24 protein-coding genes and 1 tRNA gene are annotated in these 25,887 nt (G+C 65.8%); 7 read left to right on the plus strand and 18 right to left on the minus strand.

The window, feature by feature from the left end; translation table 11 throughout:
• Nucleotides 1-2: 2 nt before the first annotated feature.
• The 4 genes from AP428_RS01200 (at nt 3) to AP428_RS01215 (ending at nt 10,624) form a co-directional block, all read left to right on the plus strand.
• The gene (locus AP428_RS01200) at nt 3-7,640 is read left to right on the plus strand and encodes a type I polyketide synthase (RefSeq protein WP_054927401.1); all 7,638 of its coding nucleotides are present in this window, start codon (nt 3-5) and stop codon (nt 7,638-7,640) included.
• Complete coding sequence (locus tag AP428_RS01205) at nt 7,637-8,554, plus strand: UDP-3-O-acyl N-acetylglycosamine deacetylase (protein ID WP_054927402.1); 918 nt, start codon at nt 7,637-7,639, stop codon at nt 8,552-8,554. The genes AP428_RS01200 and AP428_RS01205 overlap by 4 nt, the downstream gene beginning before the upstream one ends.
• A 64-nt stretch (nt 8,555-8,618) precedes the next feature.
• Nucleotides 8,619-9,947 carry an aminotransferase class I/II-fold pyridoxal phosphate-dependent enzyme gene (locus AP428_RS01210; protein ID WP_027807500.1) on the plus strand — a complete coding sequence of 443 codons (1,329 nt, stop codon included), beginning with the start codon at nt 8,619-8,621 and terminating at the stop codon, nt 9,945-9,947.
• A complete protein-coding gene (locus tag AP428_RS01215; protein WP_054927403.1) occupies nt 9,944-10,624 on the plus strand; it encodes an N-acetyltransferase in 681 nt (226 codons plus the stop codon). The genes AP428_RS01210 and AP428_RS01215 overlap by 4 nt, the downstream gene beginning before the upstream one ends.
• Before the next feature lie 119 nt (nt 10,625-10,743).
• On the opposite strand, the gene cysC is transcribed toward AP428_RS01215, so the two are convergent.
• The 3 genes from cysC to AP428_RS01230 form a co-directional block, all read right to left on the minus strand.
• A complete protein-coding gene (gene cysC, locus AP428_RS01220; RefSeq protein WP_054927404.1) occupies nt 10,744-11,307 on the minus strand; it encodes an adenylyl-sulfate kinase in 564 nt (187 codons plus the stop codon).
• Between the two features lie 734 nt (nt 11,308-12,041).
• Nucleotides 12,042-12,875, minus strand: coding sequence for a class II glutamine amidotransferase (locus tag AP428_RS01225; RefSeq protein WP_054927435.1), 834 nt, complete (start codon nt 12,873-12,875; stop codon nt 12,042-12,044).
• Between the two features lie 194 nt (nt 12,876-13,069).
• Nucleotides 13,070-13,399, minus strand: a complete 330-nt coding sequence (locus AP428_RS01230; RefSeq protein WP_006484989.1) for a carboxymuconolactone decarboxylase family protein — start codon at nt 13,397-13,399, stop codon at nt 13,070-13,072.
• Between the two features lie 129 nt (nt 13,400-13,528).
• On the opposite strand from AP428_RS01230, the gene AP428_RS01235 reads away from it, so the two are divergent.
• Nucleotides 13,529-14,476, plus strand: a complete 948-nt coding sequence (locus tag AP428_RS01235; protein ID WP_054927405.1) for an AraC family transcriptional regulator — start codon at nt 13,529-13,531, stop codon at nt 14,474-14,476.
• A gap of 103 nt (nt 14,477-14,579) precedes the next feature.
• The gene (gene yiaA, locus AP428_RS01240; RefSeq protein WP_054927406.1) at nt 14,580-15,023 is read left to right on the plus strand and encodes an inner membrane protein YiaA; all 444 of its coding nucleotides are present in this window, start codon (nt 14,580-14,582) and stop codon (nt 15,021-15,023) included.
• 122 nt (nt 15,024-15,145) lie between these two features.
• Here yiaA and AP428_RS34445 read toward each other — a convergent pair whose 3' ends face one another.
• The 6 genes from AP428_RS34445 to AP428_RS01260 form a co-directional block, all read right to left on the minus strand.
• Nucleotides 15,146-16,180, minus strand: a complete 1,035-nt coding sequence (locus tag AP428_RS34445; protein WP_082409259.1) for a relaxase/mobilization nuclease domain-containing protein — start codon at nt 16,178-16,180, stop codon at nt 15,146-15,148.
• Between the two features lies 1 nt (nt 16,181).
• Nucleotides 16,182-16,499: a hypothetical protein gene (locus AP428_RS37340; protein ID WP_226245292.1), complete on the minus strand. Its 318-nt coding sequence runs from the start codon at nt 16,497-16,499 to the stop codon at nt 16,182-16,184.
• A 526-nt stretch (nt 16,500-17,025) separates the two neighbouring features.
• Complete coding sequence (locus AP428_RS01250) at nt 17,026-17,349, minus strand: type II toxin-antitoxin system PemK/MazF family toxin (protein WP_011544674.1); 324 nt, start codon at nt 17,347-17,349, stop codon at nt 17,026-17,028.
• Nucleotides 17,346-17,558, minus strand: a complete 213-nt coding sequence (locus tag AP428_RS34455; RefSeq protein ID WP_011544675.1) for an antitoxin MazE family protein — start codon at nt 17,556-17,558, stop codon at nt 17,346-17,348. The genes AP428_RS01250 and AP428_RS34455 overlap by 4 nt, the downstream gene beginning before the upstream one ends.
• Nucleotides 17,559-17,670: 112 nt before the next feature.
• On the minus strand, nt 17,671-18,150 hold the full coding sequence (locus AP428_RS01255) for a hypothetical protein (protein WP_011694172.1): 480 nt from the start codon (nt 18,148-18,150) through the stop codon (nt 17,671-17,673).
• 67 nt (nt 18,151-18,217) lie between these two features.
• Entirely contained in the window at nt 18,218-18,613 is a 396-nt protein-coding gene (locus AP428_RS01260) for a hypothetical protein (RefSeq protein ID WP_041489159.1), read from the minus strand.
• Between the two features lie 137 nt (nt 18,614-18,750).
• Here AP428_RS01260 and AP428_RS01265 point away from each other — a divergent pair, with 137 nt between their 5' ends.
• Nucleotides 18,751-19,071: a helix-turn-helix domain-containing protein gene (locus AP428_RS01265; RefSeq protein ID WP_041489160.1), complete on the plus strand. Its 321-nt coding sequence runs from the start codon at nt 18,751-18,753 to the stop codon at nt 19,069-19,071.
• Between the two features lie 241 nt (nt 19,072-19,312).
• Here the strand turns inward: AP428_RS01265 and AP428_RS01270 are convergent.
• From AP428_RS01270 to AP428_RS01310, 9 genes are all read right to left on the minus strand, one after another.
• Nucleotides 19,313-19,389, minus strand: a tRNA-Lys gene (locus AP428_RS01270).
• Between the two features lie 110 nt (nt 19,390-19,499).
• Nucleotides 19,500-20,249, minus strand: coding sequence for a tol-pal system protein YbgF (gene ybgF, locus AP428_RS01275; protein WP_011544679.1), 750 nt, complete (start codon nt 20,247-20,249; stop codon nt 19,500-19,502).
• 19 nt (nt 20,250-20,268) lie between these two features.
• On the minus strand, nt 20,269-20,781 hold the full coding sequence (gene pal, locus AP428_RS01280) for a peptidoglycan-associated lipoprotein Pal (protein ID WP_006484980.1): 513 nt from the start codon (nt 20,779-20,781) through the stop codon (nt 20,269-20,271).
• 17 nt (nt 20,782-20,798) lie between these two features.
• Nucleotides 20,799-22,094 carry a Tol-Pal system beta propeller repeat protein TolB gene (tolB, locus tag AP428_RS01285; RefSeq protein ID WP_006476798.1) on the minus strand — a complete coding sequence of 432 codons (1,296 nt, stop codon included), beginning with the start codon at nt 22,092-22,094 and terminating at the stop codon, nt 20,799-20,801.
• A 109-nt stretch (nt 22,095-22,203) separates the two neighbouring features.
• Nucleotides 22,204-23,259 carry a cell envelope integrity protein TolA gene (gene tolA / locus AP428_RS01290; RefSeq protein ID WP_054927408.1) on the minus strand — a complete coding sequence of 352 codons (1,056 nt, stop codon included), beginning with the start codon at nt 23,257-23,259 and terminating at the stop codon, nt 22,204-22,206.
• Nucleotides 23,256-23,705, minus strand: a complete 450-nt coding sequence (tolR, locus tag AP428_RS01295) for a protein TolR (protein ID WP_006484943.1) — start codon at nt 23,703-23,705, stop codon at nt 23,256-23,258. Before tolR ends, tolA begins: the two co-directional genes overlap by 4 nt.
• 10 nt (nt 23,706-23,715) lie before the next feature.
• Nucleotides 23,716-24,393 (minus strand): protein TolQ, encoded by a 678-nt coding sequence (gene tolQ, locus AP428_RS01300; RefSeq protein WP_006476795.1) that lies wholly within the window; start codon nt 24,391-24,393, stop codon nt 23,716-23,718.
• Nucleotides 24,394-24,537: 144 nt separating this feature from the next.
• Nucleotides 24,538-25,023 carry a tol-pal system-associated acyl-CoA thioesterase gene (ybgC, locus tag AP428_RS01305; RefSeq protein ID WP_053525121.1) on the minus strand — a complete coding sequence of 162 codons (486 nt, stop codon included), beginning with the start codon at nt 25,021-25,023 and terminating at the stop codon, nt 24,538-24,540.
• Nucleotides 25,024-25,130: 107 nt separating this feature from the next.
• Entirely contained in the window at nt 25,131-25,877 is a 747-nt protein-coding gene (locus tag AP428_RS01310) for an SDR family NAD(P)-dependent oxidoreductase (RefSeq protein WP_054927409.1), read from the minus strand.
• Nucleotides 25,878-25,887 lie beyond the last annotated feature (10 nt).

Below are 25,887 nucleotides of genomic sequence, written 5' to 3' on the forward strand. Positions count from 1 at the left end.
AGATGAACAGTAAGATTGCAATAATTGGGATGGCTTGTCGGTTTCCCGGGAGCGCGAACAATCTTGGCGACTTCTGGCAACTGCTGCGCGACGAACGCGACGCGGTGACCGAAATCCCCCCCGACCGCTTCGGTACCGATTTCTACCAGCACCCGTCCAAACGCGAACCGGGCAAGAGCTACACGTTCGCGGCCGGCGTGCTCGACAACGTCGCCGGCTTCGACGCCGCGTTCTTCGGCATTTCGCCGCGCGAAGCGGCCCAGATGGACCCGCAGCAACGCCTGCTGCTCGAACTCGCATGGGAAGCGTTCGAGGATGCCGGCGTGCGCCCGGCCGACATGCGCGGCAGTAACTGCGGCGTCTTCGTCGGCGCGGCCAGCATGGATTACGGCAACCGCAACATGGACGATCTGGACGTGATCGATCCGTATTCGGCAACCGGCAATACGCTGAGCATCGCGTCGAACCGCGTGTCCTACCTGTTCGACCTGCACGGCCCGAGCATGACGGTCGACACCGCCTGTTCGTCGTCGCTCGTCGCTCTCCATCAGGCCGTCAAGGCACTGCAGTCCGGCGAGGCCGACGTGGCGCTCGCGGGCGGTGTCAACCTGCTGCTGCACCCGTTCGGCTTCGTCAGCTTCTCGAAGGCGTCGATGCTGTCGCCGCGCGGCCGTTGCCGTGCATTCGACGCGACCGGCGACGGCTACGTGCGCTCGGAAGGCGGCGCATTCGTGTTGCTCAAGCCGCTCGATCGCGCGCTGGCCGACGGCGACACGATCCACGCCGTGATCGCCGGCTCCGGCGTGAACTCGGTCGGCCACTCGCCGGGCGGGATCAGCGTGCCGGGCGCGGCCGCGCAGGCTTCGCTGCTGCGCAGCGTGTACGCGCGCGCCGGCATCGATCCGCAGTCGCTCGCGTACCTCGAGGCACACGGCACCGGCACGGCAGTCGGCGACCCGATCGAGGCGCGCGCGCTGATCGACGTCGTGTCGGGCGAGCGCCCGGCGGACCGTCCGCTGCTCATCGGTTCGGTGAAGACCAACATCGGCCACCTCGAAACGGCCTCCGGCATGGCCGGCCTGCTGAAGGCCGTGCTGTGCCTCAAGCATCGCGCGGTGCCGCGATCGCTGCACTTCGTCACGCCCAATCCCGGCATCGATTTCGACGGCGGGCGTTTGCGCGTCGTCGATCGTTACATGCCGCTCGATGCGGGCGACGCGCCGCTGACGGTTGGCGTCAACTCGTTCGGCTTCGGCGGCACGAATGCGCACGTCGTGCTGACCGAGGCGCCGGTCGCAAACGACGTGGCGACGGCAGCGCCCGAGCCGGTTCAAGCGCAACTGTCTCCGCTCGTGCTGACCACGCGCAGCACGCCTGCGCTCGCGGCACTCGCGGGCCGCTATCTGGCCATGCTCGACGACGGCGGCGACTGGCAGGCGCTTGCCGCGGCCGCCGCCCGTCGGCGCCAGTGGCTCGAACATCGCGCGATCGTCGCGCCGGCCGACGTGGCCGAAGGTCGTGCGGCGCTCGCGGCACTGGCCCAGCCGGCACAGGAAGGGCTGCCGGCCTGCGTGGCGACCGGCCAGGCGCCCGCCGACGCATTGCGTACCGCGCTCGTGTTCTCGGGCAACGGTTGCCAGTGGGTCGGGATGGGCAACGAACTCTATGCGGAGAACGCGGTTTTCCGGGCGGCGCTCGACGAAGTCGACGCGCTGTGGTGCGCGGACGGCAGCCCGTCGCTGGTCGACGTGATGCGCGGCGGCCCGGGCGCGACATGGCTGGCCGGTGCGGGCGCCGAATGGCTCGCCGCGACCGAGAACGCGCAACCGCTGCTGTTCGCGATCCAGGTCGGCATGATCCGGGTGATCGACGCGCGCGGCATGCGCTACGACGCGGCGATCGGCCACAGCGTCGGCGAAATTGCCGCGGCGTGGGTGACGGGCGCGCTGTCGCTCGCCGACGCGGTGCGCGTGATCAAGATCCGCAGCCGCGCCCAGGCGATGACGCGCGGCAGTGGCCGGATGGCGGCCGTCGGCATCGGCGAGGCAGCCGCGCGCGAGCTGATCGCGCGCCATGGGCTCGCGCGCCGGGTCGAGGTGGCCGGCATCAACAGCCCCGATGCGGTGACGCTCGCCGGCGAGCTGCAGGGCTTGCAGGCGCTGGAGGCAGCGCTGCGCGGCAGCGGCAAGTTCTTCCAGATGCTCGATCTCGACTATGCGTTCCACAGTAGCCACATGGACCGCATCGAGCCGGTCGTGCTGGCCGAGCTGGCCAGCCTGCGACCCCAGCCGGGCAACGGCAGGTTCGTGTCGACGGTGACCGGCGGCGCGCTCGCGGGCAACGCACTCGATGCGCGCTACTGGTGGCGCAATATCCGCGAACCGGTGCGCTTCGGCGATGGCATCGCGTATCTGATCGAGCAGGGCGTCCGGCTGTTCATCGAAGTCTCGCCGCATTCGATCCTGCGCACGTATGTGAAGCAGGCGTTGACGGGCGCCGGTGTGACCGGCGCGGTGCTGCCGACGCTCAAGCGCGATCACGGCAGCGCCGCGACGCTGCGGCAAGCGATTCTCACGGCGATCGCGCACGGCGCGAGCGTCGATGCCGACCGCTTTGCGCCGGGCGAATCGCGTGCGGCATTGCCGTCGTATCCGTGGCAGCGCGACCGTTTCTGGCTCACGCCGACCGTCGAAGGCTACGGTCTCGTCAATCGGCGCCGCGAGCATCCGCTGCTCGGCTATCGGCTGCACGAACATGCATTCGGCTGGGAAAACCAGCTCGATCCGGCGAAGCTGCCGATGCTGGCCGATCACGTCGTCGACGGCGGCGTGGCGTTCCCGGGTGCCGGCTACGTGGAAATGGCGCTCGCCGCGGCGCGCACCTTCTTCGATACGCCGGATGCGGCGCTCGAAAACGTCGAGATCCGCACGCCGGTCGTGTTCCAGCCGCAGCAGGCGAAGCTGTTCCGGCTCGTGATCGAGCCGCGCACCGCGACGTTTACGATCGAGACGCGCGACCGGATGTCCGACGGCGCATGGACGCTGAACGTGACGGGGCGGATGCTGGAAAGCGGCAATGCGCTCGGCGCCGCGAGCATCGTGCCGGCCGCGACGCTCGAACGCCTGCTCGCGCTGCCGGCCGCCGACGGCGACACGCTGTATGCGAACACGGCAGCCATCGGCCTCAACTACGGGCCGGCGTTCCGCTGGGTCCGCACCGTGCGGGTCGCCGCGGCCGAGGACGCCGCGCTGGCCGACGTCGCCGCGCCGGCCGCGTGCGGCGATGCGCGGGCGCTATCCGCGTATCTGCTGCATCCGGCGCTGATGGACAGCGGGTTTCATCCGCTGTTCGCGCTGCTGGCGGCGCAGGCGCGCGATGGCGAGCATCCGGCCTACGTGCCGGTGCAGATCGGCCGGGTCGACTATTTGCGCGGCGACGCGGTCGCCCGCGTACTCGCACGGGTCGACCGGCGCAGCCCGCATTCGATCGTCGCGCATTTCGAATTCCTCGACGCGCAGGGCGCGATCGTCGCGCGGCTCGGCGGCTGCCGGTTCCGGCGCGTGGACCTCGTCGGCCGGCGGCAGAATCTGCCTTCGCGTTTCGTCTACCGCCTCGAAGAGATGCCGTTGCCGAACGACGTCGACGCGGCCGCGTTGCCGGCACCCGACGCGCTGCTCGCGCAAGCGGTCGCGCGCGTCGACGCCGCGGAGCTCGACGGCCGTCGGACGCAGCATTTGACCGAGATCCTGCCGCTGCTCGACGTGCTGGCCAGCCTGTACGTGCTGCACGCGTTCGATGCGCTCGGCGTATTCGCCGGTACGTGGCAGCCCGCACCGGAGCAGGCGGCGCTGGCTACACGCCTGGCCGACATGCTCATCGAGGACGGTCTTGCCGCGCGTGACGGCGTGCGTCTGGTACGCGACGACGCGGCGTGCGCGGCGCTGCCGCCGCTCGACGATCTGTGGCGCGGGCTGCTGGCCGAATCGCCGGGGCACGTGGCCGAACTGACGCTGCTCGCTCATTGCGGCGCGGCGTTGCCCGACGTGTTGAGCGGCGCGAAGGACGGCGCACGCTGGCTGTCGCCGACCGGGCACAGCCTGGTCGAGCAACTGCTCGCCGCATCGCCGACCTGGCAGCACGTGCATGCGCTGCTGGCGGCCGGTGTCGAGCAGGCGGTCGACGCGTGGCAGCCGGCGCGCCGGCTGCGCGTGCTCGAACTGGGCGCGACGGACGGCGACGTGCTGCAGACGCTCGGCATGCATCTCGCCGCCGCGCGCTGCGATCACACGATCGCAGCGACGGCGGGCCAGCTCGCCGGGTTCGATACGGACGCGCAAGCCGTGGTGCGCACGGTGGCGCTGCAGCCGGGCGAACGGTTGTCGCTGTCCGCCGACGAAGCCGGGCCGTACGACCTGATCGTCGCGAACCGCGCGCTGAGCGGCCGTCCTGATGCGGCCGATGCACTGAACGCGATGCGCTCGTGGCTCGCGCCAGGCGGCTTGCTGCTGCTGGCCGAGCCGCGTCGCGGCCGCTTCTCCGACATCGTGTTCGGCGCGCAGCCTGCGTCGACGGGCGTCGACCTGCCTGCGCCGCTGGCGCCGGCGGATCTCGAGGTGACGCTCGCGCGCGCGGGCTTCGTCGACGTCGTGCGGCACGTCGAGCAGTCGCTCGATCTGGACGGCACGCCGACGTTCGTCATCGCGCGCAATCCGGCGAGCGCCGCGGCCGCGCAACGCGGCAGCGACGCGACCGATCTCGATACGCTTGCCCGCAGCGAACAATGGCTCGTGATGCACGCACTGGACACGGCCGGCGGTTTCGGCGGGCAACTGACCGACGCGCTCGCGCACGCGGGCTACCCGGCCGATATCGTCGACCTCGCGCATGCGGCCGATGCCATTGCGTCGTTGCCGGCGGGGCAACCGGCGCATGTCGTGTTCTGCGCGCCGGAAACGCCGCTCGCCGACACGACGACGGGAGACGACCTGATGGCCGCGCTGCGTCACGGCGTGATCGCGCTGGCGGCGCTCGTGCGCGCGCTCGGCGCGCAACCGAACGCACGCACGCGGCTGACCGTCGTCACGCGCGGCGGCGCGCCGTTCGCCGGGGCCGCGAACGCGCATCCGGAACAGGCGACGCTGTGGGGCCTCGGTCGCGTGCTGGCGAACGAGCATCCCGAACTCGCGTGTCGCCTGATCGACGTCGATCGTTCGGCGCACGGGATTCCCGATGCGCTGATTCGCGAGCTGACCGGCGCGGCGGTCGAGGAAGAAGTCGTGCTGAGCGCGCACGGGCGGCTGGTGCCGCGCATGCTGACGGCCACACAGGCCGCGGCGCGCAGCGACGGCGCGCTTGCACGCGCGTCGGTGCTGGCGTTCGACGCACCGGGCTCGTTGCGCAATCTCGAATGGTTCGCGCTGCCGGAAAGCGCGCTGGGCGACGACGAGGTGGAAATCGAGCCGGTTGCCACCGGCCTGAATTTCCGCGACGTGATGTATGCGATGGGCCTCCTGTCCGATGAAGCGGTGGAAACCGGCTTCGCGGGCGCGACGATCGGCATGGAGCTGTCCGGCCGCGTTGTCCGGGTAGGCCGCGCGGTGACGGCATTTGCAGCGGGCGATGCGGTGCTCGGTTTCGCGCCGGCGTCGTTCGCGACGCGTGTCAGGACACGCGCGCAGGCCATCGCACAGAAACCCCAGCGCCTGTCGTTCGAGGAAGCGGCGACCGTGCCGACCACGTTCTTCACCGCGTACTACGCGCTCGTCGAACTCGCGCGGCTGCGCCGCGGCGAGCGCGTGCTCGTGCATGGCGGCGCGGGCGGCGTCGGGATCGCCGCGATCCAGCTCGCGCGCCACTTCGGCGCGGAAGTGTTCGCGACGGCCGGCAGCGACGAGAAGCGCGAGTTCGTGCGCCTGCTCGGCGCCGACCACGTGCTCGATTCGCGCAGCCTGGCGTTCGCGGACGAGATTCGTGCGATGACGGGCGGCGAGGGCATCGACATCGTGCTGAATTCGCTCGCCGGCGAGGCGATGGTGCGCAGCATCGATACGTTGCGTCCGTTCGGCCGCTTCCTGGAGCTCGGCAAGCGCGATTTCTACGAAAACAGCCATATCGGGCTGCGGCCGTTCCGCAACAACATCAGCTATTTCGGCATCGATGCCGACCAGTTGATGGGCGCGTTGCCGGAGCTGACCGAGCGGCTGTTCGGCGAAGTGATGGCGCTGTTCGCGGCAGGCGTGCTGCATCCGCTGCCGTATCGCGCGTTCCCGGCCGAGCGGGCCGAGGATGCGTTCCGCTACATGCAGCAGGCGCGCCAGATCGGCAAGGTGCTCGTTACCTATCCGTCGGGCACGCCCGCGCCGACGCGCGGCGTCGCGCGGGCAGAAGCGCTCGCGCTCGATCCGCATGGTGCTTACCTGGTGGTCGGCGGCACGGGCGGCCTGGGCTTCGCGAGCGCGCGCTGGATGGTCGAGCACGGCGCACGCCGGCTGACGCTGGCGAGCCGTTCCGGCGAACTCGCCGCCGCGGCGCGCGAGGAGGTGGCGCGCTGGCGCGACACGCTCGGTGTCACCGTCGACGTCGTGTCGTGCGATGTGACCGATGCGGCGGCAGTCGACGCGATGGTTGCCGCGATCGTCCGGCGTGCCCATCCGCTGAAGGGCGTGCTGCATTCCGCGATGTCGATCGACGACGGTCTCGTGCGCAATCTCGACGATGCGCGGATGATCGCGGTGCTCGCGCCGAAGGTCGCCGGCGCGTGGAACCTGCATCGCGCGACGCGCGGGCTGCCGCTCGACCTGTTCGTCGTCTATTCGTCGGCGACCACCTATCTCGGCAATCCGGGGCAATCGAACTACGTCGCGGCCAACGCCTTCCTCGAGGCGCTGGTCGAACATCGCCGCGCGGCAGGATTGCCCGCCACGTTCATGGCCTGGGGGCCGCTCGAGGACGTCGGCTTCCTCGCACGCCACGCCGATACGCGCGAAGCATTGCAGTCGCGGATCGGCGGTGCGTCGATCACGTCCGACGAGGCGATGGCCGCGCTCGAGCGCGTGCTGGTGGCGGGTGCGGCCGGTGAAGCGGTGGTGCGGCTCGACTGGCATGCGGTGGCGCGCGGGATGCCGGCGGCGAAGGCGCGCCGGTATGCGCTGCTGCAATCGCAGGCGAAGGGCGGCGATGCGCGCGACGGCGGCACGCAACTGCGTGAAGAGGTGCTTGCCCTGCCGCGCGATGAAGCCATTGCGCTGGTGGCGCGAACGCTGCAGGCGCAGATCGCGCGGATTCTGCACATGACGCCCGATCGCATCGCGCTCGACAAGTCGGTGCTCGACATGGGCATGGATTCGCTGATGGGGATGGAGCTCGGCCTTGCGGTCGAGGAAGCGTTCGAGGTCAAGCTGTCGGTGATGGCGATCGCGGAAGGCGCGTCGGTGACGACGCTGGCCGGGCGCATCGTCGATTCGATCGGCGCATCGGCCGACGCCGGCTCCGATGCCGCGTCGGCGGCCGATGCCGCGCAGGAGGCCGTCGCGGCACTCGCCGCGAAGCATGCGATCGACGGCGAAGCGCGCGCGATGCTCGATGCGCAGCCGGCGCCGGTCGCCGAGCAGGTATCGCCGTCGCTGGAGGTGGCGCGGTGAGCGCGCCGACCGGCTGGGCGACGCGGCAGGGCACGCTGGCGCGCCCGCTGACGATCGACGGGCACGGCTTGCATACGGGGCGCCGGGTCGGCGTGCGGATTCTGCCCGCGCGTCCGGAAGACGGCGTGACCGGCATCGTGTTCCGTCGGGTCGAGCACGGCCGCACGCTCGCGACGCTGCCCGTCGACCCCGCGCTGCGCCGCGCGCAGCCGCTCTGCACGATGCTGCGCAATGCCGACGGCATCGGCGTGCGCACGATCGAGCACCTGCTCGCGTCGCTGCTCGCGTGCGAGATCGATCACGCGATCGTCGAGCTCGACGCGGAAGAGGTGCCGATCCTCGACGGCAGCGCCACGCCGTGGGTGGACGCGATCCGCGCATGCGGCCGCGTCGCGCTCGATGCGCCGAAACGCTTCATCCGCGTGCTGCGGCCCGTCGTCGTCACGGACGGCGACGGCGACCAGCGGCGCGAGATGCGGATCGAGCCGGCGCCGCGTTACGAACTGAGCGTGCGCAACGATCTGCGCGGCTTCGGCGACATGCACTGGGACGGCGCGCTGACGCCGGCCGCATTCGCGACCGACATCGCGCCGTCTCGCTCGTACGGGCGCGTGAAGTGGGCCGTGCCCGCGATCGTCGCCGGCTATCTTCGTGGTGTGCCGATCCTGCGCGGCGCGCGGCCGTCGTGCACCGCGTCGATCGTCGGCAATCGCGTGCTGGGCGGAATGCGGCTGCCCGAGGAATTCGTCCGGCATCGCGTGCTCGACCTGGTCGGCGATCTCGCGCTGGCCGGCGCGCCGCTGCTCGCGCGCGTGAGCGCGCTGCGGCCTAGCCACGAGATGAATTTCCGGCTGGTCGATGCGCTATTGGCCGCGCCCGATGCATGGCAGTGGGCCGAGTTTTTCGAGACCTGAAACCACACTTTTTCAAGATACGCGGCGTAACATAGCGTCTTTTCGAGATAGAGCGAAGGACGCAATGGCACTGGGAGAGCATCTTCGCCAGCAACTGGCGGCGAAAGCGCTGAAACGGCAACTGGAGCGCGCGACCGACGCCGCGGCGGCGCCGGGTGTGCCCGGTACGCCGGCTGCGCAGACCGCGTCGGCACGCAGCCGCTTCGAGTCGATGCCGCAGTATCAGCAGGTCCGCATCATGCGCGAGATGGGCGAGAAACTGCGGGTCGAGTCGCCGTTTTTCCGCGTGCACGACGGCGTCGCCGGGGCCACCACGCAGATCGGCGGCCGTGAATACCTGAACTTCGCCAACTACAACTATCTGGGGCTGGCCGGCGATCCGGCGGTGTCCGCGCGCGCGAAAGCCGCGATCGACCGCTACGGCACGTCGGCTTCGGCGAGCCGGATGGTCGCGGGCGAGCGTCCGGTGCAGCGCGCGCTCGAGCGGGCGCTGGCCGCGTTCTACGAGACCGACGACTGCGTCGCGTTCGTGAGCGGCCATGCGACCAACGTGACCGTGATCGGTGCGCTGTTCGGCCCCGGCGATCTGGTGGTCCACGACGCGCTCGCGCACAACAGCATCGTGCAGGGTGCGCAGTTGAGCGGCGCGAAGCGGCTGAGCTTCCCGCACAACGACTGGCAGGCGCTCGACGAGCTGCTGTCGCGCGTGCGCCGCGAATACCGGCACGTGCTGATCGCGATCGAAGGGCTGTACAGCATGGACGGCGATTTCCCCGACCTGCAGCGCTTCGTCGACGTAAAGACGCGTCACGGGGCATTCCTGCTGGTCGACGAGGCCCATTCGCTCGGCGTGCTCGGCGCGACCGGCAAGGGCATTCGCGAGCATGCCGGCGTCGCGCCCGACCAGGTCGACATGTGGATGGGCACGATGAGCAAGACGCTGGCCGGCTGCGGCGGTTTCATCGCCGGCTGCCAGCCGCTCGTCGACATGCTGCGCCATCTGGCGCCGGGTTTCCTGTACAGCGTCGGGCTCGCGCCCACGCTCGCCGAAGCGTCGCTGGCGGCACTCGAACGCCTGCAGGCCGAGCCGGAGCGCGTCGCGCAGTTGCAGGCGCGCGGGCGGCAGTTCCTGACCGAGGCGCGTGCGGCCGGGCTGAATACCGGCACGAGCGCCGGGTATGCGGTCGTGCCGGTGATCACGGGCAGTTCGCTGAAGGCCGCGCAGTGGGCGAATGCGATGTTCGACGAAGGGATCAACGTGCAGCCGATCTTCTATCCGGCCGTCGAGGAAAAGGCCGCGCGGTTGCGTTTCTTCATCTGCTCGACGCACGAGCCGGAGCAGATCAGCCGGACGGTGGGCGTGTTGTCGCGCCTCGCGGGGCGCAGCGCGTGACGCAGGCCGCCGCGGTCGCGCAAGCGGTTCCACGCGCGGGCGAGCCGGTGCGGTTTCGCGCGGCCAGTGCGGATGATGCGGCAGCATGCGCGCCGCTCGTGTTTGCGTCCGGCGTGGCCGAATTCGGCTTCTTTCTCGGCGAAAGCGACGCACGCTGCATCGCTTTCCTGCAGCAAGCGTTCCGGTCGCGTCACGGACGCTTCTCGTGGCGCCGGCATCGGGTCGCAGTCGCCGACGATGGCGCGGTGCTCGCGGTGATGGCGATTCACGACGGACAGCGGACGACGTTCGACGACGTGCACGTCGTGTGGGCGCTCGCGCGCTTCTTCGGCGTGCGCCGCACGGTTGGCCAGTTGCTGCGCGGGTTGGTCCTGGAAACGGAACTCCCGGCGCCGAAGCGTTCGCAGATTCTCGTCGCGCATTGCGCGACGGACGAACGCCAGCGCGGCACGGGGGTGTTCAGCGCGCTGTTTCGCGATGCGCTGGATACTGGCGCGTTGCCGGTCGATGGCAGTCGCGATGTCGTGCTCGACGTGCTGACGCGCAACGCGAGGGCTCGTGCACTGTACGAACGCCTCGGGTTCGTTGTGCTGCCGCGGCAGCGCGCGCGTTCGCGCAGGTTGCCGGGCGAGCTTGATTCGATCCGGATGCGGCTCGAGCGTCGCGGCCAACGATGACTGTGGGCCGCTGTGGCGTCAGGCGGACGGTTCAATCGTCGCCCGCGCAGCAATGACGCGCCGAAATAGACGAGGGTAGTAGAGACGCGGATGAGCCGGTGGCCGCGCCAGTATCGGTATCAGCCGTTCAACGGCAATTTCTGCATGATCGCGTGCACGCATTCCATCGGGCTGGCTGCGCCCGTGCGCACGTGCACGTCGGGCAATACCGGTTTTTCATAGGTCGATTCGATGCCGGTGAACTGCCGAATGGCCCCTTGCCTTGCTAGCGCATACAGCCCCTTGGGGTCGCGCGCTTCCGCCACATCCAGCGCAACGTCGACAAAGACTTCGAAAAACATGCCCGCCGGGAAACGCGCGCGCGCTTTGGCGCGCGCTTCCAGAAACGGCGAGATCAGCGCAACGATGACGACGAGCCCGGCATCCACCATCAGGCGCGCGACCTCGGCAGTCCGACGAATATTCTCGTGGCGGTCTGCGTCGCTGAATCCAAGGTCCTGATTCAATCCTTCGCGAAGCAGGTCGCCGTCCAGCACAAAAGTCCGCAGGCCGCGCGCATCGAGTTGTTCCTTCAGCAGGTTCGACAGCGTCGATTTACCGGCACCGGAGACGCCGGTGAGCCATACCGCGAAGGCATGGTCCTGCTTCATGCTGGAAAGCACGGATTGATTACCCGTCAGCATGACAGGGAGGGAATTTTGGAGATCTTGAGTCATCTCGGATTCGATGTGCCGGTAACTGCGTCGTACTTTTTTGTGATGCGGATTCATCCGTCGGCGGATTGTAACGTGCCTTTTCTAAATTTGTAACTTGAATATTTTAATCAGGAATAAGCGCTCGCCTTCGTGCGGCACGACGTGGTTCGGCTTCCCTCTGCCCGGTAATGATTGCCGATTCGTCGTAATAATTTGAAATGAGCAGGTGTCGGCGCCGAGGTAAAAGGCGCGTACAATCTCGGCCCCGTTTCATGGCCCCCGAGTTTGGGTATGTTGTGGCCGGGCCCGATGCCATGAGGGAAGCGGGAATCGCTTGCGTCGGAATCGTTAGAAGAATGGCGACGGTCGCCCGTCGACGTGTGGCCGAATCGCTCGGCACATATTTCGTCGACCGTGTTTCGATTATCGCCCCCGTTCCTCGCGGGTATGAAATCGCAAGAGTATTAATTTTTTATTCGGCGAACACGGAGAGGGAGCGCGTGCGGGGCTCGCTTCGTGATGAGGCTCTGTCGCTCATTATCGAATGGGGATTATTCGGTGCGTGCTGGCCGATTATCTTTGTCGGGCGACGATTGGCATCCCTTCTGATTGCATCGGTAGTCCCAAGCGTCGCTCCTTAAAACCGGATCGCCGCAATTGTCTTATCGCGTGGAAGTATCCGGTGCCCTGAATATGCTCGCTTTCGTCAGGACTGCCGCATGTCACTTGTGCCGCGGCCCGAACGGCCGCTGCTGCACATCGGCGCCATGCGCGACGATCGCCATGCCCTCCGGCACTTCCTCCCACGCGCCGCGTAGGTCGACGAGCGGCTCCGACACGACCATGAACGCATCATCGCCGGCTTCGGCGATACGCGGGTTATGCGGATACAGCTCGTGCAGATGCTTGAACGACGTACTGTGAAACAGCGAGCGCGATTGCCGTTCGCTCGAGTAACGCACCGCGACGATCCGTTCGCCATCGGTCGCGCAGATCGTCATGTTGAGCGGATCGGCGACGCGATGCCGCGTGGCGGTTTCCTCGACCACGCCGACCATCCGTTCGAGCGCCGGCAGCGGCGCCTGCTCGAGACCGTACGTCAGCGCGAGGCGGAACATCAGCTCGGAATCGGTCGAGCCTTCGAGCGTCGGGAATAGCGCCGGGTCGACCTTCATCGTCAGGTCGCGGCGCAGCTTGTGGAAGTCGCGGATCAGCCCGTTGTGCGCGAATAGCCAGCGGCCGTGGCGGAACGGGTGGCAGTTGGTTTCCTGCACGGGCGTGTCGGTCGCCGCGCGGATGTGTGCGATGAACATCCGCGAGCGGATCGCACGCGCGGCTTCGCGCAGGTTGCGGTCGTTCCATGCGGGATGCACGGAGCGATAGCGGAACGGGAGTTCGTCGGGATGCCCGTACCAGCCGATGCCGAAGCCGTCGCCATTGGTGGTCGTGGCGCCCAGCTCCGAATGCAGGCTCTGGTCGATCAGCGAATGCTTCGCGCGGAACAGCACGGTTTCCAGATGGATCGGATTACCCGTATAGGCGAGCCAGCGGCACATGGAGCGCTCCTTCACGATGTATCGTTCGCGCATGGTAGCCGACTCCGCGACGTCGCCGCGTCCGGGCGGCTCACCCACAATCGTCATACGTGGCGGCCGCCTCCGCGCGATACGCGACCGCGCGACCATGTGGCTCGGCGCCATGCAATGCAGCAGTTCGGTGCGGCACGTGGGCCGTGCCGCACCGTGCCGGCTCAGTCGCCGAGCGCGTCCATCACACGCGCCGAATAGACGAGCGCCGCACCCGCATTCAACGCGATCGCGACGCCGAGCGCCTCCGCCACTTCCTCCTTGGTCGCGCCATGCTTGGCCGCTTCGGCCGTATGCACGGCGATACAGCCGTCGCAGCGCGTCGTGACGGCCACCGCGAGCGCGATCAGCTCACGGGTTTTCGCGTCGAGATGGCCGGTCTTGGCGCCCGCGCCGGACAGCGCCTTGTAGCCAGCCAGCGTATCGGGCGACAGCTTGGCGATGTCGCCGATACGGGTCGAGAGTTCCTTCCGGTATTCGTTCCAGTTCAGCATGATGCGTCCTTGTCGAGAAGAGTGAGGAGGGCGGTGGGTGCCGCGATCTCGGGCGATGCAAGGCTATTCTGATCGCTCGCGCTGAGGGTTTCGATACGTTAGAGTGTCAATTTTTAGCGCAATCGTCTCATGGATGCATTGAGCCAACTGCTGTCGCTGGGTCGCAGCCATGTCGAGCTCGACGTGCGCTGTCTGCTCGACGGCCCGTTCGCGATGCCGCACGACCCGCTGCCGCCCGGCGAGGCGGCGTTCCATCTGGTGCTGGCCGGCGCCTGCCGGCTGCGTGCCGCCGACGGGCGCACGCTGCAACTCGCCGAGGGCGATTTCGTGCTGCTGTCCGCAGGCGGTGCGCACGACCTGCTCGACGCAGCGGGCGGCCGCTCGAAGCCACTCGTGCCGCTGCGCGATTCGCGCGTCGGCGACGGCGCGGTGCTGCCGGTCAAGTCGAATCTCGATCCGGTCGAACCGGGCGGCGCGAGCGTGGATCTGCTCTGCGGACGGTTCGTCTATGCGCGCGGCGCGGGCGAACTGCTGATGCGTACACTGCCGCAGGTGTTGCACGTCGGGTTGCGCGACACCTCGGGGGCCGCGCCGCTGCAATTGCTGACGAGTGTGCTGCGTACCGAGGCGTCGAACGTGCAGCCGGGTGCCGGCGCGATCGTGAATGCGCTCGGGCAGGCGCTGCTGGCGTATGCGCTGCGCGCGTACGGTCGCGGTGCGCGCGTACCGTCCGGCTGGCTCGCGCTTGCGGCCGATGCGCGGCTGGGCCCGTCGGTCCAGGCCGTGCTGCAGGCGCCGGCGCAACCGTGGACGGTCGAATCGCTCGGCGCCGAGGCAGCGATGTCGCGCGCGACCTACGCGCGACATTTCCGCGAGAAGGCCGGCATGAGTGTCGGCGCATTCGTCGCGCAGATTCGGATGATGCACGCGTGCGCGCTGCTCCAGGACACGCAGCGCGGGCAGGCGGAAATCGGGCAGGCAGTCGGTTACCAGTCCGAGGCCGCGTTCGGCAAGGCGTTTCGCGCGGTGCTGGGCACGACGCCGGGGCGTTGGCGGCGCGCGCGGCGCGAAACGTGAGCGTGCAAGCACGCCTGCCGTGACGCGCGTCAAAGCTGCTACCATGCGCGAAACGCAGTTCAACGAAAACGATTTCGAACAACAAGAAAGAGAGGGCACAGCAATGAACCAGACCACCATCCAGCAACCGTCGTTCGCGTTCGTGGCCGCATCGTGGGCCGCACTGCTCGCCGGTTTCGCGGCCTTCCTAATCGGGCTCTGGAACGCCGGCATGCAGCTCAACGAGAAGGGCTATTACTTCACCGTGCTGGTGTTCGGTCTTTACGCGGCGATCTCGCTGCAGAAGAGCGTGCGCGACCGCGCGGAAGGCATTCCCGTCACGGGCATCTACTACGGCCTCAGCTGGATCGCGCTGCTGCTGTCGATCGCGCTGCTGGTCGTCGGCCTTTTCAACGCGACGCTGCAGTTGAGCGAGAAGGGCTTTTATGCGATGTCGTTCGTGCTCGCGCTGTTCGGCTCGGTGGCTGTGCAGAAGAACACGCGCGACTTGCAGAACGCGAAGCCGCGTTATATCGACGCCGATTCCGCGCAGTCAATTCAAGAGTGACGACTTGCGGGGCGTGCGCCGCCGAAGCCGTCTGCTGAGCGATGATGTCCGCGATGGCCGCATTCGTCGGTGTGCCGCGGGTTCACTGTCCTTTGTTCATGTGCCCGTGTGGCGGTCGGTCATCAGCGCTCAACATCTAATGATGGCAGGCGACTTCTGTCCAGTTGCAGGTCTGGTACCGCTGGTGAACGACCTCGCTCCGTCGACTGGGTCGGCCATGGCAGTGAGCCCGGGACTTGCGGCCTGTTCGTTGGGCCCAGTGAACAAATGGGCATTTGCCGTACGAACTCTACGACGCCTATCGCCATTGCCCGATCTTTGGGGACATTGGAGTTAGCCAATGTGCGTGCAATTTGGTGCCAGGCGCTCAAGGTTTCGATATGTGCTTTCCACAAGTCATGGCGCGTCCTGTCGTCGATTACGGGAGAGCGTATTGGGGTCTCTTGTAGCGTTCCCCAAACAGCTGCCTGCTTCGAAAGACGCCGCGTTTGGCCGCGTACCATTCTGGGCGTTGCATTTGCGTCGACGCCGCGTGCGCGAAGTTGTTGGGCGAAGGCTTCTCGCCATTGATGCAAATCTCGTTTGCGTGGATTGAGCCGCCGGCCGTCCGGACCACGGGTGTGAACGCTCATATGTACGTGGGGATGTGCCTCGTCATCGTGTTTCGCGAAGACATACGGACGTCCGTCACCAAAAGTTTCGTGTGCAAATGCCCGTGCCGCGTCCCATACTGCCTGGCGGTCGGTACCCGGGGGCATCGATAGCAAGACGTTGAGAGTCTCTCGACGTTTGCTTTCTTGAGGGATGCCCCATCCGCCTACATGCCATTGTTCGATCAGAGCATCCAATGCCTGCTTTCCGGCAATCAGGCATTCGTCCTGGTCCTCCAGTTCGACACAACCGTCGCGCGAAATGTACTTCAAGTGACGACGGACGACGCTCATTCCCTGCGGACCGGATGCCCTATTGCTGATCTTGACCATCACTTCGGAGGCGCCTCGAAGTGTCATCATCAGCTTCTCGCGCAGATGCATTGCGTCTCGGTGGAACGCCCACTCCGAAAGGCGCGGCGGCTGAACATGCCGTAGGGGATCGTGAAACAGGCGATCTCCCCAGTTGAGCAAAAGTTCGTCGACATAGACTCTCGGAAAAGACATATCACCGGCTCCAGCGATCGAGGTTTCTGCGCAGCAGCTTCGCCACGGTACGTAGATGGGCGTCGATCGTGGCACGAATTTGCTCTCCATCGAGCCCGTCTATACACCCGGTTGCGTTGACGTGTCTTGCAAGCTCGCCCAGCTGCCTCCGAATTACCGCGAGCTGTTGGTTTGATTCGGCGAGAAGCGTCAATTCTCGGTTACCCAGCTGCGGTTCGTCCGTCAGGTATGCGCGGATCAGTGCCACAATCCATCGATTTGCCGTGAAGCCGTCAAGATAGGCCGCACTTTTTACGCGTGCGAGCTCGGCGTGGGTCAACGCGATCCCAATTTGTTTGCATGGGCCTTGTCGTGGCGGTAGGGGCTGATGTGGCTGCGGTCGATTTGTAGCGTTTGCAATGACCTTCGCAACGAACTGCCGCAAACCCTCGCTGGGTGTCAGGCCACGCTGTGCACAATATGCGTCCCACTCCCGCTTTAGCGGGCCGAGTTCAACGCTTAGTCTGGCTCGGGCTTGTTTGCTCATGTTCGGCGCATGTTGGAAGCGGTGTGGTGCGCGGATAGCGACGACGGTAACGACGCATTGCAAGCGCGTCGCTTACCCGACCTTGCAAGGCACGCTGATGGATCGCTGCACTGGTTCGAATCTACGGAGGGAGTACCAGCGTGGCAACTGGGTAGGTTTGGCGTTGACAGGCGTACGCACGGCGACCATAGTGCGCAGTTGTCTCCGGCAAACAAAAAGGTCGCGATCAAGGGCGGTAAGTGCCGACTGTCACTGATGCAGTGATCGGAGAGGGGGCCTTGTCTTGTGCTGAAATCCGCCCGCTGTTTTTGCGGCTCGGTTACGCTAGCCCAAGAAAAACGAGTAGCGAACGATTGACGGCAACCATCAGTTCATCTTCGAGGTGGCCGATGGGGCGACCGATTTTCTCGCGGCGCACGGTGAACATTTTGTCTACGGCAATCTGGGACGGCATGCGCAAGCCGTTCTGCTCGGATGGGACAACAGTAATGCGTATCAAGGGCGCATCGACCATTGAGCTCGACATTAGCAGCAACGTTACACTGGGATGTTCGGCAAACAGGTCCGACTGCACCACGAGCGCCGGCCGAGCCTTGCCGAAATCACCTTGGAGCGCGACTGTGACAATGCTCCCTCGATTCATTGTGAGTGTCCGAGGTCCGTAGCCTGTTCAATGAAATCGAGCAGATCGTTCTCGTCGATGCTCTGGTGGACCATGCGCGATTGCCGAGCGCATTCATCGGCGAAACCCGGCCGGCGGACGTCGGGCACCCATATCTGAATTGGGCGTAGCCCGGCCGCACGAAGATTCTCGCGGTGAATTCGAACACGCTCCGAAGTGGTAGCTGCCATTGTAGCCTCCTGTTACATGTAACGAAGCATACAGCGTTACATGTAACGGTTCAATGAAAGATGGTCTTTTTTGACCAGTCCGTTGAAAGGGGCGCGACGCCTGGAGACTGAGTTAGGGGGCGAACCTATCCGTCGAACATCGATCGTTTTGTGCTTCGATCGCGACACGCACGAGCGGACTACCGTTGACAGGGGAGCTTGGGGGTTCGATACGCAGCAAAAAGTCGAAGTACTGTTCCGTGAGCTTCCCGAGCTGTTCCTGTGCAGCGCCGAGCCTGAGCAGACATTGTGCATCCCAGTTCATACCGACAACGAGCTCGCTCGTCACACCATTCCATTCGCTGATGAGAATCGCGGCGACGCGGGCGTTTTCCTCGGCAAACCGCTCCACGCGCTGCTCGATATAGCGCACGTCGTCACGCACCAGCGTGCCCGAGATCCGCAGTGCGACAGTGTGGGCAATCTTGTCGTGCTTCGCATACACCGTGGCGATACCTCCTAGATGGCGGGATACGCGATCGAGTTGCTCGTCTTCCAAATCGTCCTGCACGGCCAGAGCGCCGGTCAGGACATAAGGCGCTACCTCTTTCATGCTGAACCTCCGTTGGTTTGATTCCATACCGCTGCAGTTGGCGCTCCAATGTTGGTGGGCCCGTACGCTAGCTCGCAGTAGGCCGAAACTTTTCGAGAATCCGTGCCTGACGCTGTAGAAGGGCTTCCAGTCGAGTCTGTTCATCGATGAGCTTCTGGAGCAGTTCAGCGTGCCAAGCGAATCCAACAGGCACGAACGACACCTCGCCATAGCGCACTCGCCTGAAGATTGCGCCGGTCTGCGCCCATTTCTGGGAGAATTGTTCCAATGCACTGTCCACCGATTTCGTTTCGTCGTCTGTCAGTGCGCCACGAATGCGAATTACGAGAGATCGCGTGACGGTATCGGTCGCGAAGTAGATGTCTGCGGGCTCGGCAATGCTCCGAGCGAATTGCTGCGCATGGTAGTGCCGAAAATTGTCGCGTACAGACAGTGAGCCGCATATTTCATAGGTGAGGGACATGCAACCTCCGCATCTAGGGATCCTGGCCAGCGTCGGCCCGCACAAACGCCCCGTGACCGGGAGGTTTTCTATCAATCGGATACTTCTCGATTCCAGTTTAGAGTCGTTTGATATATTGTCAAGGAAAAAAATATCAAATGAATGATTTTGAAGTGCGGCTAAAAAGGGAGCGACTGCGTTTGGGGCTCAATCAGACTGAACTGGCGGTGCTAGGAGGGGTTCAGAAACACGCGCAATTTCAGTACGAAAAGGGCATGAGGCGCCCGAACTCCGACTACTTGAGCGCGATTGCACTTGCTGGCGTCGATGTCTGGTACGTGCTTACTGGTGAAGAGGGCGCCCGGCTCGAAAGCCCAGATGAGCAGCGGATCGTCTCTGGATTTCGAGCGCTCGACGCGCGAAAACGCGAGGTGATTTTGGCGCTGATAGAGGCAATTACTGAACGGTCGTCGCAATAGTTGCTCATTCCGCTTTTTGGCAGTGGGCGTCGTGTTGGAGCGGCGGTATTGGATCGGCGACCTGATCGTCGCGATGTCAGGTGCCGACCAGGAGAAGCCGGACTAACCGTGGTAGCGAAGCGATCAAGGCGAGGGGGCGACGGGCGTTTAGCCGGGAAGTGGAAATGAGCAGCATACGCTGCCCGGCGACAGACGCAAAAAAGCCTCCACGAAGGAGGCTTTTTGCACTATCGAAGATAGTTGGTAGGGTGGGAGGGACTCGAACCCTCGACTCTCTGATTAAAAGTCAGATACTCTAACCAACTGAGTTACCACCCCACGTTCTTGAAACTTGTTTTGGTTCGTTGCTTCAACAACTTTGGCAACGACCCAAAGAGCAAAAGATTATAGCGACGGGTTGCAGGGCTGTCAACAACCCGTCACGATAATTATTTGATCGTTTCGAGCTTGCCCTGCGCCGTCTGCGCCGCGTTCGATCCGGCGTACTGTGACACGACCTGCTCGAACGTTTTCTTCGCGGCCGCCTTCTGGCCTTGCTCGAGCTGGTTCGTGCCGATCGCCACGAGGGCGTCGGCCGCGCGCGGGTGTTGCGGGAACTTGCTGACGATCCCTTGCCACGTCGCGGTCGAGCCGCGGTAGTCGCGCAGCGCGTATTGCGCGTTGCCGTACCAGTACTGCGCGGTCGGCTGATAGGGACTCTGCGGATACTTCGCGATGAACGCACGGAACGAAGCCGCCGCCGCCTTGAAGTTGCCGTTGCGGAACTGCTGCTGCGCCGCGCTGAGCGCATCCGTTTCACCCGGCTGCACGGTGCCTTCGACACCATCGATCGTCGCCTGCTGCGGCTCGAACTTCTTGAGCCGCGTGTCGAGATCCTGGTAGTACTCCTTCTGCTGCCGCTCGAGCGTCGTCAGCCGGTTCGTCAGATCCTCGTTCTCGCCGCGCAGCGTCGCGACCTGCTGGTTCAGCTGGTCGATACGGCCGGATTGATCGAGGATCGTACGCTGGGCGGCCGACAACTGGCTCGACAGGTTGTCGCTCTTGCTGCGCAGATCGAGCACGGCACGGCGCGCTTCGTTGTCGTCGAACATGCCGGCGTGCGCCGGCGCGGCCGACCACGCCGCGCCGGCGACGCAGAATGCTGCGGCAACGCGCAGCCAGGTTAAACGGTGCGTCATACGGCGATTCTTCCGTTACTTACTGTTGGTAGACGAGGTCGGCGCGACGGTTCTGCGCCCACGATGCTTCGTCGTGACCCGTTGCCTGCGGCTTTTCCTTGCCGAGGCTCACGGCTTCCATTTGCGAATCGTTCACGCCGAGCAGTGCCATCGCACGGCGGACGGCTTCCGCACGCTTCTGGCCCAGCGCGAGGTTGTACTCGCTCGTGCCGCGTTCGTCGGTGTTGCCCTGGATCAGCACGTGGCGCTGCGGGTGGCTCTTCAGGTACTGCGCGTGCTGCTGCATCAGCGGCTGGTACTCGTCCTTCACCGAATAGCTGTCGAAGTCGAAGTAGATGCTGCGCTTCGCGAGCGGGCTGTTCGGGTCGTTCAGCGGATCGACGTTCACTTGCGCGACGTTGTCGGCGCTCGGCTGCGTGCTGACTGCGCCCGCGTTGTTTGCCTTGTCGTCGAGCTTCACGCCCGACTTGCACGCTGCGAGCGCGCTGATCATCATCACGGCCAGGGCCAGACGAGCTTTATTCGACATCATGGTTACTCTCCTTGTGGTCATTGCATGAAGGGCCCCCACGACGGCTCGCGAACGGAGCCGCCCTGGACGGACAAGATCTGCGGCGGCGCGCTGCCGTCGGAGGGCACTGCAGCCAGAACGTTGCGACCACCCGACTGGGTAGCGTACAGAACGTACTGGCCGTTTGCCGCGAAGCTCGGCGATTCGTCGCGATTGGTATTCGTGATGGCGTTCGCCGCGCCAGTCTGCAGATCCTGAACGTACAGCTTGAAGCCCCCACCCGTGCGGGAGATGTAAGCGAGCAGCTTGCCGTCCGGGCTCACGCGCGGGCTCGTGTTGTAGCTGCCGGTGAAGGTCACGCGCTGCGCGGCGCCGGCGCTTTCACCCTGCGCGGGCATCCGGTAGATTTGCGGCGCACCGCCACGATCGCTCGTGAAGTAGATCCAGCGGCCGTCCGGCGAGTAGAACGGTTCGGTGTCGATCGAGCTGCTCTGCGTGAGGCGGCGCAGGCCGCCGCCGTTCGCGTTGACCGTGTAGATTTGCGTATTGCCCGTCAGCGACAGCGCGACGGCCAGCGTGTTGCTGTCCGGCGACCACGCCGGTGCGCTGTTGTTGCCCTTCTGGTCGGAGACCATGTAGCGGCGACCGGTCGGCAGGTCATGGATGTAGACGATCGGCTTCTTGCGCTCGAACGACACGTACGCGACCTTCGTGCCGCTCGGCGACCAGGCCGGCGAGATGATCGGTTCGGTGCTCGACAGCGCGATGCGCGCGTTCTGACCATCCGAATCGGAAATCTGCAGCTGGTAGCGGTTGCCGGTCTTGATCACGTACGACAGGCGCGTGGCGAACACGCCGCGCACGCCGAGCAGCTTCTGATAGATGTAGTCGGCGATCTTGTGGCCGGCCGTGCGCAGCGTGGTGTCGGTGGCCGTCAGCGACAGGCCGCCGAGGCTTTGCTGCTTCACGGTGTCGTACAGGATGAAGTTGACCTTGTACTGACCGTTCGCGTCGCGGTTCACGCTGCCGGCGACGAACGCATTCGCGCCCTTGGCCTTCCATGCGCCGAGATCGACCGAGGCGGTCTCGGGCACGGGCGTGCTGCCCGCGTCGATGTTGGTGAATTTGCCGCTGCGGGCGAGGTCGGCGCGCACGATCGACGTGACCTGCTGCGGCAGATTCGCCTCGTTCGTGAAGTTCGCGGTGGCAATGGGGAACTGGGTCGACCCGACACCGGTGATCAGCACGTTGACCTGGGCGTTAGCGGCGCTGCCCGCCGTGATCAGACACGAGGCCACGAGTGCCCTGAAACCTAGCTTTGTCATCAAACTCATGCTTCTTGCTTCCCGTATGGCTTGGATCGCTGCGCAACGGCAGAGACAGTAAAAATACCCGATTCGTTCCCATCTGACAGCGACGCCCGGAGTGTAAGCGCATTTCGTTTCACTCCGCCGCCTTGAAGGTAATCGTAATGTCAGACGGGGTACGACCGTTAGAATCGGGCGGCAACGGGACCGATGCGTGGATCGCACTGACCACGGCTTGATCCCACCCCGAATTCCCGCTCGAGCGGGAGACCGATGCGCTCAATACGTCACCGGACGGCGTGCACCGAATCTTGACGACGGTGGTCAGGCCCGCCCGCTCGCCGCCCCAAACGATGTTCGGCTTGACGCGACGGCGCACCTTGTCGGCATAGCCGGGCGTGGCGGCATTGCCGCCGGAGCCCGTACCCGTGCCGCTTTTCGCGAGACCTTCGCCGCCGCCTTCACCGGCGCCGGACAGGCCCTGCATCTGCGCGAGGCGCGCGCTGCGTTCGCGGTCGAGCTTCGCGTTCGCCGCCGCACTGGCCTTCGCGTGCGCCGCGGCCTCGGCCTTCGCCTTGGCCTGGGCTTGCGCCTTCGCCTTGGCGGCCGCGTCGGCCTTCGCCTTCGCCGCCTGCTGCGCTTCGAGCTGCGCCTGCTTTTGCTGCTGGAGTTTCTGCTGTTCGAGCTTCTGCTGTTCGGCGAGCTGCTGTTGCTTGAGCTTGTCGGCCTGCTTCTGTCTGTCGCGTTCCGCGGCCTTCTGTGCGGCCAGCGCGGCGGCTTGTTGCGCGGCGAGCTGCGCGCGCCGGGCTTCCTCTTCCTGCTGGGCCTTCAGTTGCTGCGCACGGCGCTGCTGCTCGAGCTGCGCTTCGCGCGCGGCCGCTTCCTGCTGCCGCTTCTTCTGCTGCAGCGCGATGTCGGCCTGCTCGTCGCGCACCGGGGCAGGGGGCGGCGCGACCTTCACGGGCGGCGCGGGCGTGACGACGGGCCGCGGCGCGGGAACGTCGGGCACTTCGGTCCACAGCTCGGCTTCGGCGCCGGCCGGCGTGCTGTTCTGCCACTGCACGCCGTGATAGAGGAACAGCGCGAGCAGCACGTGCATCAGCGCGGCGAGCGCGAACGCGCGCCACGTCCCGCGCTCGCGGGGAGGCTGGAGCGGGTAGGCGGATCTGCGCGTGGATTGCTGCCGGTTCATTGCGATTTGACGAGGAGGCCGACGCGCTTGACGCCACGCGCCTTCAGATCGGACATCACGGTCATGACGGCATCGTACTGCACGGTCTTGTCGGCTGCGATCACGACCGGCTGGTCAGGGTGATCGGCCTGACGGGCCGAGATGAAGCTGTCGAGCTCGGCCTTCGTCATCGTGTCTTCCTGGGTCGCGCCCGAGTCGCCCTTGTACTTGACGCTCATCGTGCGGTCGGCCTTGATGTTGACGACGACGGGCGGCGTCTGCTCCTGCGGCGCGGCGTTGCCGACGGTCGGCAGGTTGATGATCGACGGGGCGACGAGCGGTGCTGTGACCATGAAGATCACGAGCAGCACCAGCATCACGTCGATGTACGGCACGACGTTGATGTCGGCCATTGCGCGGCGCGAGCGGCCGCCGCGCATGCTGGATCGGATGGGGCTTCCTGCCATGGCGCGCTCCTTACTGGGCCTGACGCTGCAGGATGTTCGAGAACTCTTCGATGAAGGTCTCGAAGCGGATCGCGAGGCGGTCGATGTCGTGCGCGTAGCGGTTGTACGCGACCACCGCCGGAATCGCGGCGAACAGGCCGATCGCGGTGGCGACGAGCGCCTCGGCGATGCCGGGCGCGACGTTCGCGAGCGTGGCCTGCTGCACGTTCGCGAGGCCGCGGAACGAGTTCATGATCCCCCAGACCGTGCCGAACAGACCGATGTACGGGCTGACCGAGCCGACCGACGCGAGGAACGCGAGGTTGGCTTCGAGCACGTCCATTTCACGCTGGAACGACGCACGCATCGCGCGGCGGGCGCCATCGAGCACGAGGCCCGGATCGCTGAGGCGCTTTTCCTTCGCCTTCAGGAATTCGCGCATCCCCGATTCGAAGATCCGTTCGAGCGCGCCGATCGTGTGGCGGTTGTTGGCGGCGCTCTGGTACAGCGCCTGCAGGTCGCCGCCCGACCAGAAATCCTTCTCGAAGCGTTCGGTCTGGGCACGCGCGCGGCGGATCGCGAACCACTTGCGGAAGATGAAGGTCCACGACATCAGCGACAGCAGCAGCAGCAGTCCCATCACCGCCTGGGCCAGCACGCTCGCGTTGAGGACGAGGGAAATGATCGACAGGTCTTGAACAGTATTCATAGAGGTTTGAGTAACGTCCCTTCGGGGGTGCCCGGCAAGGGCGTCCGGCGTGCGTGCGGCGCGGCGCGCCGGCCATGCCTGACGCCGAACCTTGCTTAGTATCGAATCAGAACGGCAAGTTCATAGGCTTTGTCTAAACGGCGCTCATGCGCGCTTCGTTGACAAACCCGTCTGCCCGGCGTCGATGACGGGACCGCGTTGCAACGCGTCGAGCACGACGGGCGGGATGGCCGCGGGCCGGATGCCGTGACGGTCGACGCAGCCGAGGCGGATATGCCCGGCCACGAGCAGTGTGTCGCCACACCAGGCTTCCTGCGTGAATTCCACCGAGGCGCGGCCGATGCGTCCGGGCCGGCTCGTGATCGTCAGCGTGTCGTCGAGTCGCGCCGGCGCGCGGTAGTCGAGCGACGTGCTACGCACGATGAAGATCGCACCGGTGTCGTCGGCGAGCCGACGCTGGTCGACGCCGCATGCACGGAGCCACTCGGTGCGGGCGCGCTCGAAGAACTTCAGGTAGTTGGCATAGAAGACGATGCCGCCTGCATCGGTATCCTCGTAGTACACGCGCACCGGCCAGGTAAAGCCGGACGGCGCTTCCGGGGAGCGGGTAGGCTGAGTCATGGCGCGCATTCTACCGGAAGGCAAAGGCCCGATTCGTAACCGATTCGTAACGGAATGTAGTGCGTCGTAGCACACCGCGGGCCGCCCGGAGGCGGGCCCGCGGCTGCGGGCGACGGTCAGCCGCGATGGATCGTGAGGCCGGCCGGCGCTTGCGCGACCGGCATCATTTCGATCGTATTGATGTTGACGTGCGCGGGGCGCGTGGCGATCCAGTAGATCGTATCGGCGATGTCCTCGGCCGTGAGCGGCTGGACGTTCTGGTAGACGTTCGCCGCCTTTGCATCGTCGCCGCGGAAGCGGACGTTCGAGAATTCCGTGCCGCCGCACAGGCCCGGTTCGATGTCGGTGACGCGCAACGGCGTGCCGATCAGGTCGGTGCGCAGATTCAGGCTGAATTGTCTGACGAAAGCCTTGGTCGCGCCGTAGACGTTCCCGCCCGGATACGGATAGGTGCCGGCCACCGAGCCCAGATTAAAGATATGGCCGCGACCGCGCGCGATCATGCCCGGCAGCAACGCGTGCGTGACGGTCACGAGGCCCGAGCAGTTCGTGTCGATCATGGTCTGCCACTCGTCGAGGCTCGCCTTCTGGGCCGGCTCGACGCCGAGCGCGAGGCCGGCGTTGTTGACGAGCACGTCGAGCGCCGCGAATTCGGCGGGAAGGGTGGCCGGCACGGCTTCGACGGCCGCGCGGTCGCGCACGTCGAGCTCGAACGGCAGCAGCGCGTCGCCGAGTTCGGCCGCGAGCGCATCGAGGCGATCCTTGCGGCGTGCGGTGGCGACGACGCGATGGCCGCCCTTGACGAAGGCACGGGAGATGGCGGCGCCGAAGCCGGCGGACGCACCTGTGACGAACACGATCATTGCTGCTCCT

Source organism: Burkholderia sp. E168m22 (genome assembly GCF_001319805.1).
GTDB classification, from domain to species: domain Bacteria; phylum Pseudomonadota; class Gammaproteobacteria; order Burkholderiales; family Burkholderiaceae; genus Burkholderia; species Burkholderia orbicola.

What these genes read in the sequence shown, in the direction of transcription:
- AP428_RS01200 (WP_054927401.1), top strand. Translation starts at nt 3, where the DNA reads ATGAACAGTAAGATTGCAATAATTGGGATGGCTTGTCGGTTTCCCGGG.
- AP428_RS01210 (WP_027807500.1), top strand. Translation starts at nt 8,619, where the DNA reads ATGGCACTGGGAGAGCATCTTCGCCAGCAACTGGCGGCGAAAGCGCTG.
- cysC (WP_054927404.1), bottom strand. Translation starts at nt 11,307, where the DNA reads ATGCTGACGGGTAATCAATCCGTGCTTTCCAGCATGAAGCAGGACCAT.
- AP428_RS01225 (WP_054927435.1), bottom strand. Translation starts at nt 12,875, where the DNA reads ATGTGCCGCTGGCTCGCCTATACGGGTAATCCGATCCATCTGGAAACC.
- AP428_RS01230 (WP_006484989.1), bottom strand. Translation starts at nt 13,399, where the DNA reads ATGCTGAACTGGAACGAATACCGGAAGGAACTCTCGACCCGTATCGGC.
- AP428_RS01235 (WP_054927405.1), top strand. Translation starts at nt 13,529, where the DNA reads ATGGATGCATTGAGCCAACTGCTGTCGCTGGGTCGCAGCCATGTCGAG.
- yiaA (WP_054927406.1), top strand. Translation starts at nt 14,580, where the DNA reads ATGAACCAGACCACCATCCAGCAACCGTCGTTCGCGTTCGTGGCCGCA.
- AP428_RS34445 (WP_082409259.1), bottom strand. Translation starts at nt 16,180, where the DNA reads ATGTCTTTTCCGAGAGTCTATGTCGACGAACTTTTGCTCAACTGGGGA.
- AP428_RS01250 (WP_011544674.1), bottom strand. Translation starts at nt 17,349, where the DNA reads ATGAATCGAGGGAGCATTGTCACAGTCGCGCTCCAAGGTGATTTCGGC.
- AP428_RS34455 (WP_011544675.1), bottom strand. Translation starts at nt 17,558, where the DNA reads ATGGCAGCTACCACTTCGGAGCGTGTTCGAATTCACCGCGAGAATCTT.
- AP428_RS01255 (WP_011694172.1), bottom strand. Translation starts at nt 18,150, where the DNA reads ATGAAAGAGGTAGCGCCTTATGTCCTGACCGGCGCTCTGGCCGTGCAG.
- AP428_RS01260 (WP_041489159.1), bottom strand. Translation starts at nt 18,613, where the DNA reads ATGTCCCTCACCTATGAAATATGCGGCTCACTGTCTGTACGCGACAAT.
- AP428_RS01265 (WP_041489160.1), top strand. Translation starts at nt 18,751, where the DNA reads ATGAATGATTTTGAAGTGCGGCTAAAAAGGGAGCGACTGCGTTTGGGG.
- ybgF (WP_011544679.1), bottom strand. Translation starts at nt 20,249, where the DNA reads ATGACGCACCGTTTAACCTGGCTGCGCGTTGCCGCAGCATTCTGCGTC.
- pal (WP_006484980.1), bottom strand. Translation starts at nt 20,781, where the DNA reads ATGATGTCGAATAAAGCTCGTCTGGCCCTGGCCGTGATGATGATCAGC.
- tolB (WP_006476798.1), bottom strand. Translation starts at nt 22,094, where the DNA reads ATGAGTTTGATGACAAAGCTAGGTTTCAGGGCACTCGTGGCCTCGTGT.
- tolA (WP_054927408.1), bottom strand. Translation starts at nt 23,259, where the DNA reads ATGAACCGGCAGCAATCCACGCGCAGATCCGCCTACCCGCTCCAGCCT.
- tolR (WP_006484943.1), bottom strand. Translation starts at nt 23,705, where the DNA reads ATGGCAGGAAGCCCCATCCGATCCAGCATGCGCGGCGGCCGCTCGCGC.
- tolQ (WP_006476795.1), bottom strand. Translation starts at nt 24,393, where the DNA reads ATGAATACTGTTCAAGACCTGTCGATCATTTCCCTCGTCCTCAACGCG.
- ybgC (WP_053525121.1), bottom strand. Translation starts at nt 25,023, where the DNA reads ATGCGCGCCATGACTCAGCCTACCCGCTCCCCGGAAGCGCCGTCCGGC.
- AP428_RS01310 (WP_054927409.1), bottom strand. Translation starts at nt 25,877, where the DNA reads ATGATCGTGTTCGTCACAGGTGCGTCCGCCGGCTTCGGCGCCGCCATC.